Raw genomic sequence first — 17,155 nt, 5'->3', positions numbered from 1 at the left:
GACGGTAATGAAGGGCCATGAACCATTTTCTCAGACCCCTCAAACACGCCCAGGAACGACACGCCCTGCCGGTGGGCAGCCCCATAAAGCAACAGGCTCCGGAGCGAGCGCCTGGTTCCGGAAGGTGCGCCGCGAGCGAGCCGGACCGGATCGTCCATCGGGTGCAGCCCCTCATTCCCGGCGAGGCACCTTGCCTACTTCCATTTTGTCGCATCGACCTGCACGGCCACGACGTAGAGGTGCCGGCCCTGCTCGATCTTCTCGACCTCGTAGACCCGCACGGGGGTCTGCGGGGTGGAGCTCAGCGGGCGGCCGACGCCGATGCCGTAGGTGACGTAGCCCTCGAAATCGCCGGCGGGCGCGTACCTCGTGATCGCCTTGTAGCCGACGAAGGCCGGCGGCGACGAGACCACGCTCGACTGCCCGCCTTCGGTGTGCGCCTGCGCGGTATGGAAGACGACCCGCAGGATCGTGTTGGTGCCGGGCATCGGGATCGGCAGGCCGCTGGCGTCGCCGTCGAGCTCCGGCACGTATTCCAGGGTGTAGCCGGGGAACCCGCCCGTGAAGCGGAAGCTCATCTGGTCGAACGGCGGGCTGTCCGACGGATGCGCGCCCACGCCGATCGAGTAGAGGGAGGGCAGCGGCGGCTCGGGCGGCGGCGCGATCGGAACCGTGTTGTCGTGCACCACGGAGATCGGCTGGTCCGGTCCGGGCCAGGCCCAGTCGTGGGCAAGCCGGGACGAGATGACCTTGTCGCCGGACTGAGGCGGTTCGGTCTGGTCCGGTGGCGGGGTGGCCGGGGAGGTGCCGGTCGGAGTGGGGGTAGGGGTGGCCGGCGTGGTCGCCGTGCCGGAGGGCGTGGCGGTGTCGGTGGGCAGCGGCAGCCAGGGCACGCAGGCGGCCAGGGCGAGCACCGCGGGAATCGCGATCAGAAGGCCGGCCGTGCGGCGCATCCGCCGGTGGGAACTGCGGGACATCATCGTCAACCCCAATCAGGCGGCTTCGAATGGCCCCGAACGCCACTGCTCGCGAAGACCGGTCTGATCGTGGTCTACTCCCGCACGTCAGGGTTCACAAGGTCGAACGGCCCTGAGCGACGCCGGCAGGGTCAGGAGGCGCCGCGAACGATCGCGGTGACCTTGCGGTCGGCGAGCCAGACATCCAGTTCCCCGGCGGAGACCGGGCGGGAGACCAGGTAGCCCTGCGCGGAGTCGCAGCCGAAGCGCACGAGCTCGTTGTAGGCGACGCTGTTCTCGACTCCCTCGGCCACCATCTGCAACCCCAGGCTGTGGGCCAGGGCGATCGCGGAGGAGACCAGGGTGGCGGCCCGCTCGTCGTCGATCATCGGGAAGACGAAGGACTGATCGAGCTTGAGCTCGTCGATGGGCAGGTCGCGCAGGTAGGCGAGCGAGCTGTAACCGGTGCCGAAATCGTCGACGGCGATGCGCACGCCGAGGGCCCGCAGCCGGGTGAGGATGTCCCTGGCCCGCTCCCGGTCGTTCAACAGGAACTCCTCGGTGACCTCGAGGGTCAGCACGGATGCCGGCAGGCCCCGGGAAGCGATCATGGCGCCGACCCGGTCGGGAAGGTCACGGTCGACCAGGGAGCTCGCCGACAGGTTCACGGCGACCGTCAGCTGTTCTCCCTGGGCCCGCCAGAGCACCGCCTGGTCGAGGGCCTTGTTCAGCACGATCCGGGTGAGCCCAGGCATCAGCCCGGCCTCTTCCACCAGGTCGAGGAAATGCTCCGGAAGGAGCAGGCCGCGGGTGGGATGATTCCAACGCACGAGGGCCTCGACGCCCTGAACGTTCCCCGTGGCCAGGTCGACCTTCGGCTGGTAGTGCAGCTCGAGCTCGTCATCGCCGATCGCGGAACGCAGCTCCTGGAGGGTTCGCAGGCGCAGGTCGCCGTGGCTGTCGTCGTCGCTCCGGTAGACGTGGTGCCCGCTCTTCGTCGACTTGGCCTTGTACATGGCCATGTCGGCCTTGCGCATCAGCGATGTCAGGTCGTTCCCCTGGTCGGGGTGCACGGCGATGCCCATGCTCGCGCTGGAATGCAGCGTGATCCCCTCGAGCAGGAAGGGCTCGGCCAGCGCCGCGCGCAGCTTGCCGGCGACCAGAACGGCCTCATCGTGGCCCGAGTTCACGAGCAACACGGCGAATTCGTCGCCGCCGAGGCGGGCCAGCAGATCGGTGGCGCGCAGTTGTCCGGCCAGACGCACGCCCACCTGCACCAGTAGGCGGTCGCCCACGTCGTGCCCGAGGCTGTCGTTGACCTCCTTGAACCGGTCCAGGTCGAGGAGCAGAAGGGCGCTGCGCCGGCCGGCGTCAACGGCCCCGAGCCGGCCGGGCACATCGGTGTAGAAGGCGCGCCGGTTGGGCAACCCGGTGAGTTCGTCGGTGCGGGAGAGCACCCGGAGCACCCGTTGCCTGCCGATGAGTGGGATGGTCGCCACGGCCATCGTCAAGGCGGCCAGCAGAACGGCCAGCCCGGACACCGGAGCCTGGCTGGCCAGGATGAGCACGCCGAGCCCGGCCAGGATCGACACCGCCGGCACGGCCACGGCCGACATGCTTCCGGTGCCGCGGCCGGCCGTCGAGCGGGGGGCACCCGAGCGGTCGACCCACAGGGTGATCAGGGCGATCGCGATCGCCCAGGTGGCATCGAGCGGGGTGCCGATCAGATAGAGGTCAGGTGCCAGCGCGAACACCACGTCGGCGCCCGTGAAGATCACCAGTCCGGAAACGAGGAGCATCCAGCGGCGGCCTGACTCCGGCCCGTGCGACGCGACGATCCCGGCGATGGCGGCGAGGAGGAGCAGGTCGAGCATCGGGTAGGCGATCGCGACCGCGGTGCCGAGTGTCGGCGGTTTCGCGACGGCGGCGTTGAGAGCGGGGGTCAACAGCACCGCGAGAAGCGAGGCGGCACCGAGCGAGCCGACGACGCTGTCCAGGATCATCGTCCTGGTGGAGCCGCGCAGCTGCCGACGCACCAGCACGATGAGGGAGGCCAGGAACAGCACGTAGAAGAGGAGATACCCCGCGTCAGCCGGCGAGGGGTAGCCGGCGAAACCGGTCCCGCGCTGGATCAGCTCGTAGGTGTCACCGAGCGTGTTGGCGGTCACGGCGCCGGCGGCGAGGAGCACCTCCGGGCGTCCGTGGCCATCGCGGCGCCCCCGGCCGCTTCGGCGGTCCCGGCCCGCCCGGTAGGCGGCGGCCCAGCACACGGCGACGCTCGTCCACCCGGCGGCCATGGACAGGAACCCGTCGACGAAGGGATTGAACCCGGAGTCCGGGACCATGAGGCCGATCGTGTAGGCGAGTACCAGGCCGGCCAAGACCCAGAGAGACCAGCGCCGCCGGATGGGGAGGGCGCTCATTCGGTGGTCGCCGTGATCTCGCGGCGGGCCAGCCACTGGTCCAGGTCGGCGGCCGGGATGGGGCGGCAGATGAAGTACCCCTGGGCGTAGTCGCAGCCGTAGCGCACCAGCTCGTCGTAGGCGACGCCGTTCTCGACGCCCTCGGCCACCATGCGGAGGCCGAGGCCGTGGGCCAGGTCGATGGTGGAGGCGACCAGGGCGGCGGCCCTGGCGTCGTCGGCCATCGGGAAGACGAAGGACTGGTCGAGTTTGAGCTCGTCGATGGGCAGGTCGCGGAGGTAGGCGAGCGAGCTGTAGCCGGTGCCGAAGTCGTCGACGGAGATCCGGATGCCGCTGGCACGCAGCCGGGTCAGGATCTCCCTGGCCCGGTCCCGGTCGGCCATCAGGAATTCCTCGGTGATTTCCAGGGTGAGGGCGGATGCCGGAAGGCCGCGGCTCTCGATCATGGCGGCGACCCATTCGGGCAGTTCGGCGTCGACCAGGGAGCTGGCCGAGAGGTTCACCGCGACGGTGAAGGAGCGGCCGGCGGCCAGCCACACGGCTGCCTGGTCGAGGGCCTGACGCATCACCACCTGGGTGAGGGCGTGCATCAGTCCGGCCTCCTCGGCCATGGCGAGGAACTGGTCGGGGAAGAGCAGACCCCGGGTGGGGTGGTTCCAGCGCACGAGGGCTTCGACTCCGTTCACCGTTCCGGTCCCCAGCTCGATCTTGGGCTGGTAGTGCAGCACGAGCTGGTCCTGGGCCAGTGCTATCCGCAGCTCGTGCAATGTGCGGAGCCTGGTCGCGCCGTGGCTGTTGTCCGCGCTGCGGTAGACGTGGTGGCCGCTGTGGCCGGATTTCGCCTTGTACATGGCCATGTCGGCCTTGCGCAGCAGCCCGGTGAGGTCGTCGCCCTGGTCGGGGTAGAGTGCGATGCCGATGCTCCCGCTGGTCTGCAGCGAGATTCCCTCGAGGGTGAAGGGTGCCGCGAGTGCGGTGCGCAGCCGGAGCGCGGCTGCTTCCGCCTCGAGCCGGTCGGAGTCGTTGAGCAGGATGGCGAATTCGTCGCCGCCGAGTCGGGCGAGGAAATCACCGGGTGCCAGCTCCGAGGCCAGGCGGGACCCGACCTGGATCAGGAGGCGGTCGCCGGCGTCGTGGCCGAGACTGTCGTTGATCTCCTTGAACCGGTCCAGGTCGAGGAGCATCAGCGCGCGCGGCTGCGCCCGGTCGGCTGCGAGCCGCCCGGCGACGGCGGTGTACAGCGCCCGGCGGTTGGGCAGGCCGGTGAGGTCGTCCGTGCGGAGCTGGCGCCGGAGCACCATCTGCCGCGAGATGAGCGGCAGCGCCGCCAGCCCCAACGTCGCGGCTGCGAGTGCGATGGCGAGGGGGGCGAGCGGAACCTGGCTCGACAGCACCAGTACGCCGAGGGCCGCGATGGTCGACACCGCGGGCAGGGCGAGGGCGGCGGCGCTGTGCGCCGCGTGGCCGAGCACGGCATCCGGACGGGTGGACGAGTCAAGCCAGACGGCGACGAGGGCGAGGCCGATCACCCAGCCCGCATCCAGCGGGGTGCCGATGACGTATCGGTCGCCGATGATCGCGAACACGATGTCGGTGGAGGCGAAGATCATCAAGCCGAAGACCAGGAGGACCCAACGTCGGTCGGCATTCGTGCTCTGTGACGCGGCGATTCCGCCGACGGCCAGGGCCAGCAGCAGGCTGAACAGCGGATAGGCGACCGCGATGCTGCCCGTCGCGTCGGGTTTGGCGTCGCCGATCGAGTCCAGAAAGGGGGAGAGCAGCGCCGCGAGCACGGATGCCGTGCCCAGGGTGCCGACGGCACTGTCCAGGAGCACCGACCAGGCCAGGCCGCGCGCACTGCGCTGCACGAGCATCCCGATCACGACCGTCATCAGGGCGTAGAACAGGAGGTAGCCGGGGTTGGTCGGGGAGGGGAACGGCAGTTCCTCGCCGCGGCTGTTCGCGGAAAGGGCGTAGACGTTCGCGGCGACGACGCCGGTTGCGGCCACCGCCGTCAGCAGCAGCTCGCGATGGCCGCGCCCGCCCCGGGCGACCGCCAGCCAGCACACGGTCAGCAGGACCGACTGGGTGAGCATCGACAGCACACCGTCGACGAGCAGGTTGAAGCCCGGGCCGTGCAGGAGCAGGGCGCCGGTGTAGGCGGCGACGAGGAGGCTCATGACCCACACCAGCCACATGCCGGACTGACTGAAGTACCCCAGTACCGGACCGCGTAGACGCGCAAAATTGTTCGACTGCATGGAACTCCCGGACTGACGTTTGTTCAGCGTAGCAGCGGGATGCCGGTGAGCCACGGTGGAGATGCTCCGAGCCGGGACCAATCCTGGCATCGTCCGCATGAATTCGGAGAAAAGGTCGATGACCTTCACCGTGGCGACGGCGATCCGGCTGCGGCCCTCGGTCGTTACGATTGAGGTACCCAGGCAGGAAAACAGGAGGCACTCATCATGACGGTACTCGTGGGGTTCTCGAGCAAGTACGGTGCGACCGAGGGAATAGCCGAGCGCATCGCGCGAAAGTTGCGCGAGGCGGGCCGTGACGCGATCGCCCGGCCCCTCGCATCCGTGGACAAGCCGGCGGATTACGACGCCTTCGTGCTCGGCAGTGCGGTCTACATGGGGTCGTGGCGCAAGGAGGCAACCGAATTCGTGCGCGGACACCTGGCGGAGCTGGCCGGCAAGCCGGTCTGGTTGTTCAGCAGCGGACCGCTCGGCACCGACCCGAAGGATGCCGAGGGACGCGACAAGCTCAAGGAAGCCGAACCGAAGCAGTTCGAGGAGTTCGGTGAGGCGCTGAGCCCGCGCGGGCGCCAGGTGTTCTTCGGCGCCCTCGATCCGGGCGTGCTCGGTCGCCGGGACCGGCTGGTGCGGCGGATCCCGTCCGGGCGAGAGCTGTTGCCCGAGGGTGATTTCCGCGACTGGGCTGCGATCGACGAGTGGGCGGCCGGGATCGCCGAGGAGCTGGCCGCGGGCTGAGCCCGTCGCCGGGGCTCAGGGTTCGAGCAGGCCGCGGATGTCGTCGGCCGTGAGCGCGTCGCTGAAGCCGGCGTCGCCGGCCGTGCCGGCACCGTCGAGCACCGAGCCGGTGAGCGCCGCCTTCTGCTCCTTGAGCGCCATCACCTTCTCCTCGATCGTGTCGGTGGCGACCATCCGGTAGACCATCACGTTCTTCGTCTGACCGATCCGGTGAGTACGGTCCACGGCCTGCGTCTCGGTGGCCGGGTTCCACCACGGATCGAGCAGGAAGACATAGTCCGCCTCGGTGAGGTTCAGGCCGAACCCGCCCGCCTTGAGGCTGATCAGGAACACCGGCGCGGCGCCCTGCTTGAACCGGTCGATCACCGCCGAACGATGCAGCGTCGACCCGTCGAGGTAGCAGTAGGCGATTCCCGCGGCATCGAGCCGTGCCGCCGCCTTGCCGAGGAATGAGGTGAATTGGCTGAAGACGAGCGCCCGGTGTCCCTCGGCGACGACGTCTTCGAGCTGGTCGAACAGGGCGTCCAGTTTGCTCGAGGACACCCCGGCATATTTCTCGTCGACCAGCGAGGGGTCCAGGCTGAGCATGCGCAGCAGGGTCAGCGACCGGAAGACGATGAACCGGTTCTGGTCCAGGTCTTCGATCAGGCCGAACAGCTTCTGCCGCTCCCGTTGCAGGAACGTGTCGTAGAGCCGCCGGTGCCGCGGGTTCAACTCGATCTGCAGGGTCTGTTCCTGTTTGGGCGGCAGTTCCGGAGCGACGACGTCCTTGGTGCGGCGCAGCATCAGGGGCCGGATGCGGCGGCGCAGCCGATGGATCAGCGCCGGGTCGGCCGGGGCCGTTGCGGGTCGCAGGTAGTCCTCGGCGAAGCGGCGGGCCGAGGGGAAGAGGCCGGGGGCGACGACAGTGAACAGGGCCCACAGTTCGAGCAGGTTGTTCTCCATCGGCGTTCCGGTGAGGGCGAGCTTGAACGGGGTGTCCAGGTCCCGGGCGCAGAGGTGCACCTTCGAGGCTCGGTTCTTGATGAACTGGGCCTCGTCGAGGATCAGCCCCGCCCAGCCGGCGGCCTGGTAGGCCTCGAAGTCGAGGCGGAAGAGCGCGTAGGAGGTGACGATGACGTCGACGCCGGCCGCGGCATCCTCGATCGGTGTCCCACCGGCCGCCTCGGTCGCGGTGACGGCGCGCACGACGAGGCCGGGCGTGAACCGGGCGGCCTCGGCGAGCCAGTTGGAGACCACCGAGGTCGGGGCGACGACCAGGAACGGCCGTCGGCCCGGGGTGCGCGGCTGCGCGGTGGCGTGGGCGAGCAGCGTCAGGGTCTGCAAGGTCTTGCCGAGCCCCATGTCGTCGGCGAGGATGCCGCCGAGCCGGTGCTCCCAGAGGAAGGCGAGCCAGGCGAAGCCGTGCAGCTGATAGGGGCGCAGGGTGGCCTGGAGTCCGGCCGGCAGGCAAACGGACCGTGGCTCGGCGAGGGCGCGCTGCCCGCCGGCGGGGTGGTCGCCCGCGGTGAGGGCGAGCAGCCCGGCCACGGCGGACCGCCACGCCACGGCCTGCACGGTCTCGTCGGCGAGGTCCTCGAACTCGGACCAGAGGGCGGCCTGGTGACGGCTGATCCGCAACCCGGTGTCCCACTCCTGCAGGGCACGGGCTTCGGCGATGAGCTCGTGCAGACGCTCGAACACCGGCTGGCGCAGGGAGAGGTAGCTGTTGTCGACCAGAAGCAGCTTGGCCTTCCCCTTGGCCAGGGCCTTGAAGAGGGGGCCGAACGGCACACTCCGGCCGTCGACGGTGACCAGCACGCCGAGGTCGAACCAGTCGCGCTGATCGGTCTCGACCGTGCTGACGGTGAGCTTGGGAACCGCCGTGAGCTCATGGTAGTCGGGCGGGTCACCGACGACGTCGACGCGCACGCCCGGAACCGAGCGGAGCCTTGGCAGGCTCCGCTCGGCGAACTCGGCCGTCTCGATGTCGTGCAGGTGGCGGGGTGCCGGGCCGGGCGCCGGGTGGCCGTCCAGCCGGAGGGTGTCGGCCGCGTCGGCGAGGATGGTGGCTTCAGGGGTGTCGGCAGTCTCGGGGCCGGGGGTGTCGGCTTCGGGTGTGCCGGCGTCGGGTGTGCCGGTTTCGGGTGTGCCGGTTTCGGGTGTGCCGGTTTCGGGTGTGCCGGCGGCGGGGGTGTCGGGCGACGGCCGGAGGGGGCTCCGGGTCACGCGGGCACCCTCCCGGTGCTCCCAGTGCCACTCGAGCTCCAGCGCCTGCTTCGGCCGGAATCGTGCCGTGAGCACGAGCACGGGCGGGTCTGCCTCGGGGAAGTGCACCGAGGCATCCGTGCTCGTGACCGGGAGGGTGTGCCGCAGCGCGGGGTAGAAGACGGTCAGGAACTCGGCCACGTCGGACTCCGGCACGTCGACCGTGCCCGGCTGCCCGAGCAGCCGGAGCTGTTCGCGGCTGAGCGGCCGGTCGGCGGGGGCCAGGGTGAGCTGTGGCCGGGCGCCGAGCTCCCAGACGTAGAGACCGTGGCTGCCGATGGCGCCGGCGTGTTCGGCGGGGTGGGCGTCGCCGTCGATCAGCAGCCGGGTGGCCAGGCGGAGACCCTCGTCGACCGCGTCGGCGCTCGCGTCGAGGCTCAGGCGGGCCGTGCGGCCCACCGTGACCTCGGCATCCTTCTTGCTGCCGACCAAACGGAGGCCGATCGCGGCGGCCTCGTCGAAGAGGGTCCAGAGCAGCGGGCTGGTGAAGTCGTCGAGGTAGAGCCAGTCGGCCTCCTGGCCGGTGTACACGCCGCGCACCGCCCGGTGCAGGGCGAGCAGCTGGCTGAGCCATCGGTGGTGCTCGGGGTTGAGATTGAGCCGGTTCAGGTGGAATCCGAGCTGGTTCCAGGACACGTTCGTGCGCACCCAGCTGCCCCGCGCGCTCAGGATGACCGGCCGCACCCCGAGCCGGAGCTCGCCGTGCCCGGGCCGGACTGTGGTCACCGCTCGCGCCGTCGGCCCGCGCCAACGCTCATTCGTGCGGGGGGTCTGCTCGCGCAGCTCGAACTGCAGCCCCATCGACACCGGCGCGCCGGCGGCGGCGGGGGAGCCGGTCGCCTCGGCGGCAGGCCCCGCGATGCGCTTCCACTCGGCGGATGCCGCTGGAGGCCCGGAGCGCGACATGGCTCCATGCTCTCACGCGCGGCCCGGGCCCAGCGGCATCCGACACCGGGCCAGGCGCTGCCGTCCGCGAACGCCAGAGCGGAGAAAGATCGGACACGCCGGGGAACGCGGCGGCGGCACCGGCGTGGCGCGAGAATCTCCATCCCGGAGTAGGCGGAGTGGGCGGAGCGGTGCGCGCTATTCGGGGAGCGGGGCCTCCCCGGACGGATGCGCGCCCGCGACGTCGATCAGCCAGGCGAAGTCGAAGGCCCGCTCACGCCAGGCGGCGTAGCGCCCGGACACCCCGCCGTGGCCGGCCGACATCTCGGTCTTCAGCAGCGCATCCGCCCCGACCTCGCGCAGCCGGGCCACCCACTTGGCCGGCTCGACGTAGAGCACCCGGGTGTCGTTCAGGCTGGTCACGGCCAGGATGCGCGGGTACCGGGTCGCGCGCACGTTCTCGAGCGGGGAATACCCCTTCATGTACGCGTACACCTCGGGGTCGTGCAACGGGTCGCCCCACTCGTCCCACTCGATCACGGTGAGCGGCAGCGACGGGTCGAGGATCGAGGTGAGCGGGTCGACGAACGGCACGGCGGCGTGGATGCCGGCGAACAGCTCCGGCGCCAGGTTCGCGACCGCGCCCATCAGCAGCCCGCCGGCACTGCCGCCGTCGGCGACGAGCCGGTCGGGGCTGGTCACGTCCAGGTCGACCAGGTGCCGGGCGCAGTCGATGAAGTCTGTGAAGCTGTTGCGTTTGTGCAGCTTCTTGCCCTGTTCGTACCAGGGGCGGCCCAGTTCGCCGCCGCCGCGCACGTGGGCGATGGCGAAGACCATGCCGCGGTCGAGCAGGCTCAGCCGCGGGATGCTGAAGCCGGGATCGATGCTGTGTTCGTACGATCCGTAGCCGTAGAGCACGGTCGGCGCCGGCACCCCCGGGCGCACCAGGTCGCGGCGGAAGACCAGGGAGATCGGCACGCGGGTGCCGTCCGCGGCCACCGCCCACTCGCGACGCTGTTCGAACAGGCTCGGGTCGTAGCGGCCGCGCACCGGCTGCTGCTTGAGCAGGCGGCGCTCGCCGGTGGCGACGACATGGTCGTACACGGTCGACGGTGTGAGGAAGCTGGTGTAGCCGAACCGCACCGTGGGCTGGTCCCACTCCGGGTTGGCGCCGGTGCCCACGGTGAAGAGCGGCTCGTCGAAGGTGAGTTCGGCGAAGTCGAGCCCGCCGGAGCCGGAGCCGGAGCCAGAGCCGGAGCCGGAGCCGGTATCGGTGCGGGCGATGGCCACCCGGGTGAGCCCGTCCCGCCGGTATTCGGCGGTGACGAAGTCGCGGAACGCGTCGACGCCCTCCAGACGTACGGCGTCGTCGTGGGGCAGCAGCATCCGCTGCGGACCCTGGGGGTCCGCCGCGGCCACGCTGACCAGTTCGAAGTTGACCGCGTGGTCGTTGTGCACGATCAGCAGGCGGTCTTCGCCGTTGACGACGGCGTGCTCCACGTCGTATTCGACGCCGTCGCGGCGCGGCCAGACCACGGCGAACTCGCCGGTCGGGTCGGCCGCGGCGAGCAGCCGGGTCTCGGTGGTCACGCTCGACCCGGCCTCGACCAGCAGGAACTTGCGGCTGCGGGTGACGCCGACGCCCACCCAGAACCGTTCGTCCGGTTCGTAGAACACCTCGCTGTCGACGGATGCCGCCGCGCCGACCTCGTGCCGCCAGACGGTGTCCGGCCGCCAGGCGTCGTCGACCGTGGTGTAGAAGAGGTAGCGGCCACTCGGATCGAACAGGGCGCCCTCGGCCGTGTCCTCGATCTCGTCGGGGAGGTTCTGCCCGGTGGCGAGGTCGCGCACCCGGATCGTGTACCGCTCGTCGCCCTCGGTGTCGACGGCGTAGAGCAGCCGGCTCCCGTCGGCGCTCACGTCGAAGCTGCCGAGGGAGTAGAAATCGTGCCCGGCCGCTTCGGCGTTGTCGTCGAGCAGCTGCTGCTCGCCCGGGAGCCCGGCCGCGGCCGGGTCGCCGTCGGCGGTGATCACCGGCGGCTCCCAGTCGTCCGGCCCGGTGATCGGGGCCCGGCAGTGGATGCCGTACTCCTGCCCCTCGACCGTGCGGGTGTAGTACCACCACCGGCCCTCGCGCACGGGCACACTGAGGTCGGTCTCCTGGGTGCGGCCCTTGAACTCCTCGAAGAGCTGCTCCCGCAGCAGTTCGAGGTGGGCGGTGCGGGCATCCGTGTAGTCGTTCTCGGCGCCGAGATGGGCGAGGACGGCCGGGTCATCCTTGTCGCGCAGCCACTCGTAGTCGTCGATGTAGACGTCGTCGTGGTGCACCCGCCGGGTCGGTTTCTTCGCCGCAAGGGGAGGAATGATCATTGGTCCAGCGTACGGGGGAGCACCCGTGCGCGCCGGTGCGGGAGAATTGCCGGGTGACCGGAGCCGACAATCGCGGCCCCGGGAAAGGACACCCATGACGAACGCCCCGAACGCCCCGACCGCCCCGACCGCCCCTCGGGAGTCTCCCGACACCTCGAACACCCTGCTCGGCCGGGTCTTCGAGGCCGTGCTGTTCGACATGGACGGTACCCTCGTCGACTCGACTAACGCCGTCAACCGGTCCTGGCGGCGCTGGGCCGACGAAGCCGGCCTCGGCGAGTCGTTCCAGGGTGCCCGCCACGGGGTGCCGGCCCGCCAGATGCTCGCCACGCTGGTGCCGGCCGACCAGGTCGACCAGGCCGTCGTGCGGCTGACCGAGCTCGAGCTGGCCGACACCGGCGACATCGCGATCCTCCCCGGCGCGGGGGAGCTGCTCGCGAGCATCCCCGAGCACCGGCGGGCGATCGTCACCTCCGCCACCCGGGCGCTCTGCCTGGTGCGCCTGACCGCCGCCGGCGTGCCCACCGTCGCCACCGTCGTCACGATCGAGGAGACGAGCCGGGGCAAGCCGTTCCCCGAGCCGTTCCTGGCCGCCGCCGCGCGCCTCGGCGTCGACCCGGCCCGCTGCCTCGTGGTGGAGGACGCCCCGGCCGGCCTGGAGGCAGCCCGGGCCGCCGGATGCGCGACCATCGGCGTGGAGGGCACCCACGCCGCGGCCGACCTGGTCGCCGACCTCGTGGTGCCCGGCCTGGACCGGCTCCGCATCCTGGTGCAGGACGACGGGGTCAGGTTCGAGCTGCTGCCGGCTTAGTCAGCTCTGGTAGATCTCCAGCGGGAGGCCGTCGGGGTCACGGAAGAAGAACATGGCCTTGTCGTTGTTCGGGTCCACCCGCAGTTCCTCGCAGTCGACGCCCTTCCGCAGGAGTTCGGCGTGGGCCGCCGGCACGTCGTCGACCTCGAAGGCCAGGTGGCGCAGGCCGAGCGCCTCCGGGCCGCTGCGCCGCGGCGGGGTGTCCGGGAACGAGAACAGTTCGATCAGGTAGTGCCCGTTCAGGGCGAGCTTGCCCATCCAGGAATCCCGTTCGGCCCGGAAGTACTCGGCCTCGAGGGTGGCGCCGAGCACGTCCTGGTAGAACGCCTTGGACGCTTCGTAGTCGCTGGCGATGATGGCGATGTGGTGCACTCCGTTTATCCGCATCCCGGCAGTCTGGCACGGCCGCCGTGGCTCCCAGGGGCGCACTCTGTGAGGCATCCACAGGAATATTCAGGGCGCACACGGGTGCGGACTATATGGTGGGCGATTAGTGCAAAAAACCAAGACAGGGAGATCAATGGCACGGGAGCAGGAGCCGATCGGGCGTGGAGACGCCCGTCGCCAGGCCAAAGTGACTGGTCTGGTGCGCCACAAAGGCCACTCCCGCTGGCGCGAATTCTGGGCGCCGCTGCTCAAGGTCGTCGCGATCACACTGGCCGTCGCACTGGTGAGCGGGGCATCCGTCGCCGCCATCGCCGTGAACCAGCTCGCCACCAAGGTCGCCGCCAACTCGGTGGACATCTCCAACGGCAAGAAGCCGGCGAAAACCGCAAAGGCGGCCTCCTTCGCCGGCGGTTTCAACGTGCTGGTCGTCGGTGTCGACAACTCCACCGCCCAGGGCCAGTCCTACGGCGAACGCGATTCGACCCTGAACGACGTCAACATCCTGCTGCACGTCTCCGCAGACCATAAGAGCGCCGTCGTCGTCAGCATCCCGCGTGACCTCGTCATCGCCCAGCCCGAGTGCACCAACCCCGACACCGGCGATGTCAACCCCGCCGTCGACGCCGAGGCGGTCAACGCGTCCTACGGTCGCGGCGGCCTCGGCTGCGTCGTCTCGACGGTCTCCGAACTCACCGGCCTGGACATCCCCTTCGCCGGGCTGATCTCCTTCGAAGGCACCGTCGCGATGGCGGATGCCGTCGGCGGCGTTCCGATCTGCCTCAACGATGCCATCGAAGACCCTGCCTCCGGCCTCAACCTCCCCGCGGGCACCAGCGTCGTCGCCGGCCAGACGGCCCTCTCCTACCTGCGCAGCCGCCACGGCGTCGGCGACGGCAGCGACCTGTCCCGCATCTCGTCGCAGCAGGCCTACATGTCCTCGCTGATGCGGGTGATGAAGAGCAACTCGACCCTCACCGACGTGTCGAAGCTCACCGGCCTGGCCAACGCGGCCGGCACGAACCTCAAGCTCTCCACCTCGCTCGCGAACATCCCCACGATGGTGAGCATGGCGCTCGCGCTGAAGGACATCGACCTGAACAAGCTCGTCTTCGTGCAGTACCCGTCGGCGGAGGATCCCGAAAACACCGCGAAGCTCGTGCCGTCGGAAGAGCTCGCCACGGCGCTGTTCGCCAAGGTGAAAGCCGACCAGCCGTTCACCCTCGACGAGAACTCACTCGGCAACGGCGCCCAGGCGGACCCGGCCGCGCCGGCTCCCGCGGAAACCCCGGCACCGGCTGAGACGGCCGACCCGGCAGCGACCGACCCGGCCGTGACCGACCCGGCAGCGACCGATCCGGCCGCGACGCCGGCCCCCGCCGCGCCGGAAACGATCGCCGGGCTGCGCGGCCAGACCGCGAACCAGCAGACCTGCTCCATCGCCTACGACTACTGACCCGGCTGGTGAGCCCGTCTGACTCGACCTGACCCGGCGGGGTTCGGGCCCGGCGGGGCCTTTTCAGCACCCTCATCCAGTGCTAACGTCAACTAGCTAAGCTAATTGACTATTAGGAGGATGAGATGAAACAGGGCAGTGACCTTCTCCGCCAGGGCGTCGTGCTGGTCAGCGCGATCCTGGCGATCATCGGCTCATTCATTGGTTCGGGGGCGGCCGGCGGCACGCCGATCCAGAACGCGTCGGGCGGTGCACTCGCCGCCGACGCCACCCTGATCGCCCCCGCCGTTCCGGCGTTCGGCATCTGGACCCCGATCTACCTCGGCCTGATCGGCTACGCCATCTGGCAGTTCCTGCCCGCGCAGAAGACGGATGCCCGTCAGCGTCGCCTCGGCTACCCGGTAGCCGCGTCGCTCCTGCTGAACGCGGCGTGGATCCTGAGCGTGCAGTTCGACCAGCTCTGGTTGAGCGTGCCGGTGATCGTGCTGCTGCTCGCCGTGCTCGTGCTGACGTTCCGGATCACCCTGGCTTCGCGTCCGAAGAACCTGATCGAGACCGTTCTCGCCGATGGCACGATCGGCCTCTACCTCGGCTGGGTCTGCGTGGCGACCGCCGCCAACGTGACCGCGGTCCTGGTGGCGGCCGGCTTCGACGGGTTCGGCGCCTCACCGGACGGGTGGGCTGTCGCCATCGTGGCCGTCGCCGGGCTCGTCGGGGTGTTGCTCGCCGTCGCCGGCCGCGGGCGTCTCGCCCCAGCCGTGTCCCTGTCCTGGGGACTGGCCTGGCTGGCCGTCGCGCGGCTGACCGGCAGCCCGCCGTCCACCCCGGCGGCGGTCGCGGCCCTGGTCGCCGTCGCCGTCATCGTCATTCTCACCCTCACCCTGCGCCTGCGCGGCGCACGGTCCGTCGCTCCCCGATTGGCCACCGCATGAGCATCCCCGCCTCCGACCGTGCCGCGCGACCCGCCGAGGCCACGGGGTCTCCCCGTCGCCGCTGGGCCGGCCTGGTCTTCATCAGCGTCGCCGTCGCGCTCATCATCGTCGATTCCACGATCATCAACGTGGCCATCCCCTCGATCGTCGACGACCTCGCCATCACCTCCACCCAGGTGCAGTGGGTGCAGGAGAGCTACACGCTCGTCTTCGCGGCGCTGCTGCTGGTGTTCGGCACCCTCGCTGACCGGTACGGGCGCCGCCGCATCCTGTTGCTCGGCGTCGTCGTCTTCGCCGCGGCATCCGTGCTCGCCGCGTTCTCCGGATCGGGCGACCTCCTGATCGGCGCGCGCCTGGTCCAGGGCGTCGGCGGGGCCATGGTGCTGCCGACCACCCTGTCGCTGATCAACGCCACCTTCCGCGGCCGCGACCGTGGCATCGCGTTCGCCATCTGGGGCTCCACGATCGGCGGCATGGTCGCCGTCGGCCCGCTCCTCGGCGGCTGGCTCACCACCTACTTCTCCTGGCGCTGGGCGTTCGGCATCAACGTGCCCCTCGGCATCATCATCGTCATCGGCGTGCTCACCTTCGTGGTCGAATCGCGGGATGCCGGCGAGCCGCGCCGGGTCGACGTCGTCGGCGCCGTGCTCTCCGTGATCACCAGCGCGTCGCTCGTCTTCGGGCTGATCGAGGGGCGCAGCTACGGCTGGTGGCTGACCAACAAGGCGATGGTGGTCGGCGACTGGACCTGGCCGTTCGAGCTCTCGCCGATCCCGTTCGCGTTCGCGATCACGCTCGTCGCCGGGGCGGCGTTCGTCGCCTGGGGTCTGCACCGCCAGCGCACGGGCCGCACCACCCTGCTCGCCTTCTCGCTGTTCCGGATCGCCTCGTTCCGCAACGGCAACATAGCGGCCATGATCGTCTCGCTCGGCGAGTTCGGGATCATCCTCTCCCTGCCGCTCTGGCTGCAGAACGTGCTCGGCTACGACGCGCTTCAGACCGGTTTCGTGCTGCTCGCCCTTGCCCTCGGCTCCTTCGTGGCGAGCGGCCTGGCCGGCGCGTTCGGCAACAAGGTCTCGCCCGAGACCATCGTGAGGCTGGGCATCGTCGCGGAGATCATCGGCGTCACGGGTCTCGGGGTCGTCATCTCGAAGGATGCCACCTGGCTGTCGGTCGTGCCGTTCCTCTTCGTCTACGGCATCGGCGTCGGCCTCGCGACGGCGCAACTGACCGGGGTCGTGCTCAAGGACGTGCCGGTCGAGAAGAGCGGCCAGGGCTCCGGCACCTCGAGCACGGCCAGACAGATCGGTTCCGCCCTGGGCATCGCCGTGCTCGGCACCGTGCTGTTCACCTCGGTCGGGGCGTCGCTCGACGCGAAACTCGCCGACGTCCCCGGCATCCCGGCGGTCGCGCAGTCCCAGATCGTCGACGCCGTCGTCGACAGCGCCGGTGCGGCCATCCCGGCGCTCGAGGCCCGGAGCCCGGCCATCGCGGATGCCGCGCGGGACGCGTTCAGCGAGGGCACCCGGTACTCCGCCTTCGCCGCCGCCGGTTTCCTCGTGCTCGGCTTCCTGGCGACGCTGCGGCTCTCCGGCACTGCTCCGCACCGGGTTCCCCGTGAAGCGGATGCCGCCCCCGCCGGAGTCGGCGGTTCCGCCTGAATCGACCCGGCGTCACCGCACGGCGCCCTGGGCT

General features: G+C 70.3%; 11 protein-coding genes. 5 read left to right on the top strand and 6 right to left on the bottom strand.

The features are described from left to right. Positions 1–194 precede the first annotated feature (194 nt). From E3O32_RS17090 to E3O32_RS17080, 3 genes are all read right to left on the bottom strand, one after another. On the bottom strand, positions 195–977 hold the full coding sequence (locus E3O32_RS17090; protein ID WP_166790895.1) for an AMIN-like domain-containing (lipo)protein: 783 nt from the start codon (positions 975–977) through the stop codon (positions 195–197). A gap of 131 nt (positions 978–1,108) precedes the next feature. After that, complete coding sequence (locus E3O32_RS17085; protein ID WP_134511041.1) at positions 1,109–3,379, bottom strand: putative bifunctional diguanylate cyclase/phosphodiesterase; 2,271 nt, start codon at positions 3,377–3,379, stop codon at positions 1,109–1,111. Continuing rightward, positions 3,376–5,559 carry a putative bifunctional diguanylate cyclase/phosphodiesterase gene (locus E3O32_RS17080; RefSeq protein WP_166790894.1) on the bottom strand — a complete coding sequence of 728 codons (2,184 nt, stop codon included), beginning with the start codon at positions 5,557–5,559 and terminating at the stop codon, positions 3,376–3,378. The genes E3O32_RS17085 and E3O32_RS17080 overlap by 4 nt, the downstream gene beginning before the upstream one ends. A 288-nt stretch (positions 5,560–5,847) precedes the next feature. On the opposite strand from E3O32_RS17080, the gene E3O32_RS17075 reads away from it, so the two are divergent. After that, positions 5,848–6,375, top strand: a complete 528-nt coding sequence (locus E3O32_RS17075; protein ID WP_134511039.1) for a flavodoxin domain-containing protein — start codon at positions 5,848–5,850, stop codon at positions 6,373–6,375. A 15-nt stretch (positions 6,376–6,390) separates the two neighbouring features. Here the strand turns inward: E3O32_RS17075 and E3O32_RS17070 are convergent, their stop codons facing one another. Together E3O32_RS17070 and E3O32_RS17065 are read right to left on the bottom strand one after the other, a co-directional pair. Further along, the gene (locus E3O32_RS17070; RefSeq protein ID WP_134511038.1) at positions 6,391–9,528 is read right to left on the bottom strand and encodes a DEAD/DEAH box helicase; all 3,138 of its coding nucleotides are present in this window, start codon (positions 9,526–9,528) and stop codon (positions 6,391–6,393) included. Between the two features lie 177 nt (positions 9,529–9,705). Continuing rightward, on the bottom strand, positions 9,706–11,877 hold the full coding sequence (locus tag E3O32_RS17065) for a S9 family peptidase (RefSeq protein ID WP_134511037.1): 2,172 nt from the start codon (positions 11,875–11,877) through the stop codon (positions 9,706–9,708). A gap of 94 nt (positions 11,878–11,971) precedes the next feature. Between E3O32_RS17065 and E3O32_RS17060 the strand changes: the two genes are divergently transcribed. Then, positions 11,972–12,688: an HAD family hydrolase gene (locus tag E3O32_RS17060; RefSeq protein ID WP_134511036.1), complete on the top strand. Its 717-nt coding sequence runs from the start codon at positions 11,972–11,974 to the stop codon at positions 12,686–12,688. On the opposite strand, the gene E3O32_RS17055 is transcribed toward E3O32_RS17060, so the two are convergent. Next, positions 12,689–13,075 carry a VOC family protein gene (locus E3O32_RS17055; RefSeq protein WP_134511035.1) on the bottom strand — a complete coding sequence of 129 codons (387 nt, stop codon included), beginning with the start codon at positions 13,073–13,075 and terminating at the stop codon, positions 12,689–12,691. 133 nt (positions 13,076–13,208) lie between these two features. On the opposite strand from E3O32_RS17055, the gene E3O32_RS17050 reads away from it, so the two are divergent. The 3 genes from E3O32_RS17050 to E3O32_RS17040 all read left to right on the top strand — a co-directional run bounded on the left by E3O32_RS17050 (position 13,209) and on the right by E3O32_RS17040 (position 17,121). Next, a complete protein-coding gene (locus E3O32_RS17050) occupies positions 13,209–14,528 on the top strand; it encodes an LCP family protein (protein ID WP_134511034.1) in 1,320 nt (439 codons plus the stop codon). Positions 14,529–14,653: 125 nt separating this feature from the next. Beyond that, a complete protein-coding gene (locus E3O32_RS17045; RefSeq protein WP_134511033.1) occupies positions 14,654–15,460 on the top strand; it encodes a tryptophan-rich sensory protein in 807 nt (268 codons plus the stop codon). Next, on the top strand, positions 15,457–17,121 hold the full coding sequence (locus tag E3O32_RS17040) for a DHA2 family efflux MFS transporter permease subunit (protein ID WP_134511032.1): 1,665 nt from the start codon (positions 15,457–15,459) through the stop codon (positions 17,119–17,121). Before E3O32_RS17045 ends, E3O32_RS17040 begins: the two co-directional genes overlap by 4 nt. Positions 17,122–17,155: the final 34 nt, after the last annotated feature.

This window comes from Cryobacterium mannosilyticum (assembly GCF_004402705.1).
Taxonomy (GTDB): domain Bacteria; phylum Actinomycetota; class Actinomycetes; order Actinomycetales; family Microbacteriaceae; genus Cryobacterium; species Cryobacterium mannosilyticum.
Note: the sequence above shows the minus strand (reverse complement) of the source record. Positions and strands in the feature narration are given on the sequence as shown.

What these genes read in the sequence shown, in the direction of transcription:
- E3O32_RS17090 (WP_166790895.1), bottom strand. Translation starts at nt 977, where the DNA reads ATGTCCCGCAGTTCCCACCGGCGGATGCGCCGCACGGCCGGCCTTCTG.
- E3O32_RS17085 (WP_134511041.1), bottom strand. Translation starts at nt 3,379, where the DNA reads ATGAGCGCCCTCCCCATCCGGCGGCGCTGGTCTCTCTGGGTCTTGGCC.
- E3O32_RS17080 (WP_166790894.1), bottom strand. Translation starts at nt 5,559, where the DNA reads ATGAGCCTCCTCGTCGCCGCCTACACCGGCGCCCTGCTCCTGCACGGC.
- E3O32_RS17075 (WP_134511039.1), top strand. Translation starts at nt 5,848, where the DNA reads ATGACGGTACTCGTGGGGTTCTCGAGCAAGTACGGTGCGACCGAGGGA.
- E3O32_RS17070 (WP_134511038.1), bottom strand. Translation starts at nt 9,528, where the DNA reads ATGTCGCGCTCCGGGCCTCCAGCGGCATCCGCCGAGTGGAAGCGCATC.
- E3O32_RS17065 (WP_134511037.1), bottom strand. Translation starts at nt 11,877, where the DNA reads ATGATCATTCCTCCCCTTGCGGCGAAGAAACCGACCCGGCGGGTGCAC.
- E3O32_RS17060 (WP_134511036.1), top strand. Translation starts at nt 11,972, where the DNA reads ATGACGAACGCCCCGAACGCCCCGACCGCCCCGACCGCCCCTCGGGAG.
- E3O32_RS17055 (WP_134511035.1), bottom strand. Translation starts at nt 13,075, where the DNA reads ATGCGGATAAACGGAGTGCACCACATCGCCATCATCGCCAGCGACTAC.
- E3O32_RS17050 (WP_134511034.1), top strand. Translation starts at nt 13,209, where the DNA reads ATGGCACGGGAGCAGGAGCCGATCGGGCGTGGAGACGCCCGTCGCCAG.
- E3O32_RS17045 (WP_134511033.1), top strand. Translation starts at nt 14,654, where the DNA reads ATGAAACAGGGCAGTGACCTTCTCCGCCAGGGCGTCGTGCTGGTCAGC.
- E3O32_RS17040 (WP_134511032.1), top strand. Translation starts at nt 15,457, where the DNA reads ATGAGCATCCCCGCCTCCGACCGTGCCGCGCGACCCGCCGAGGCCACG.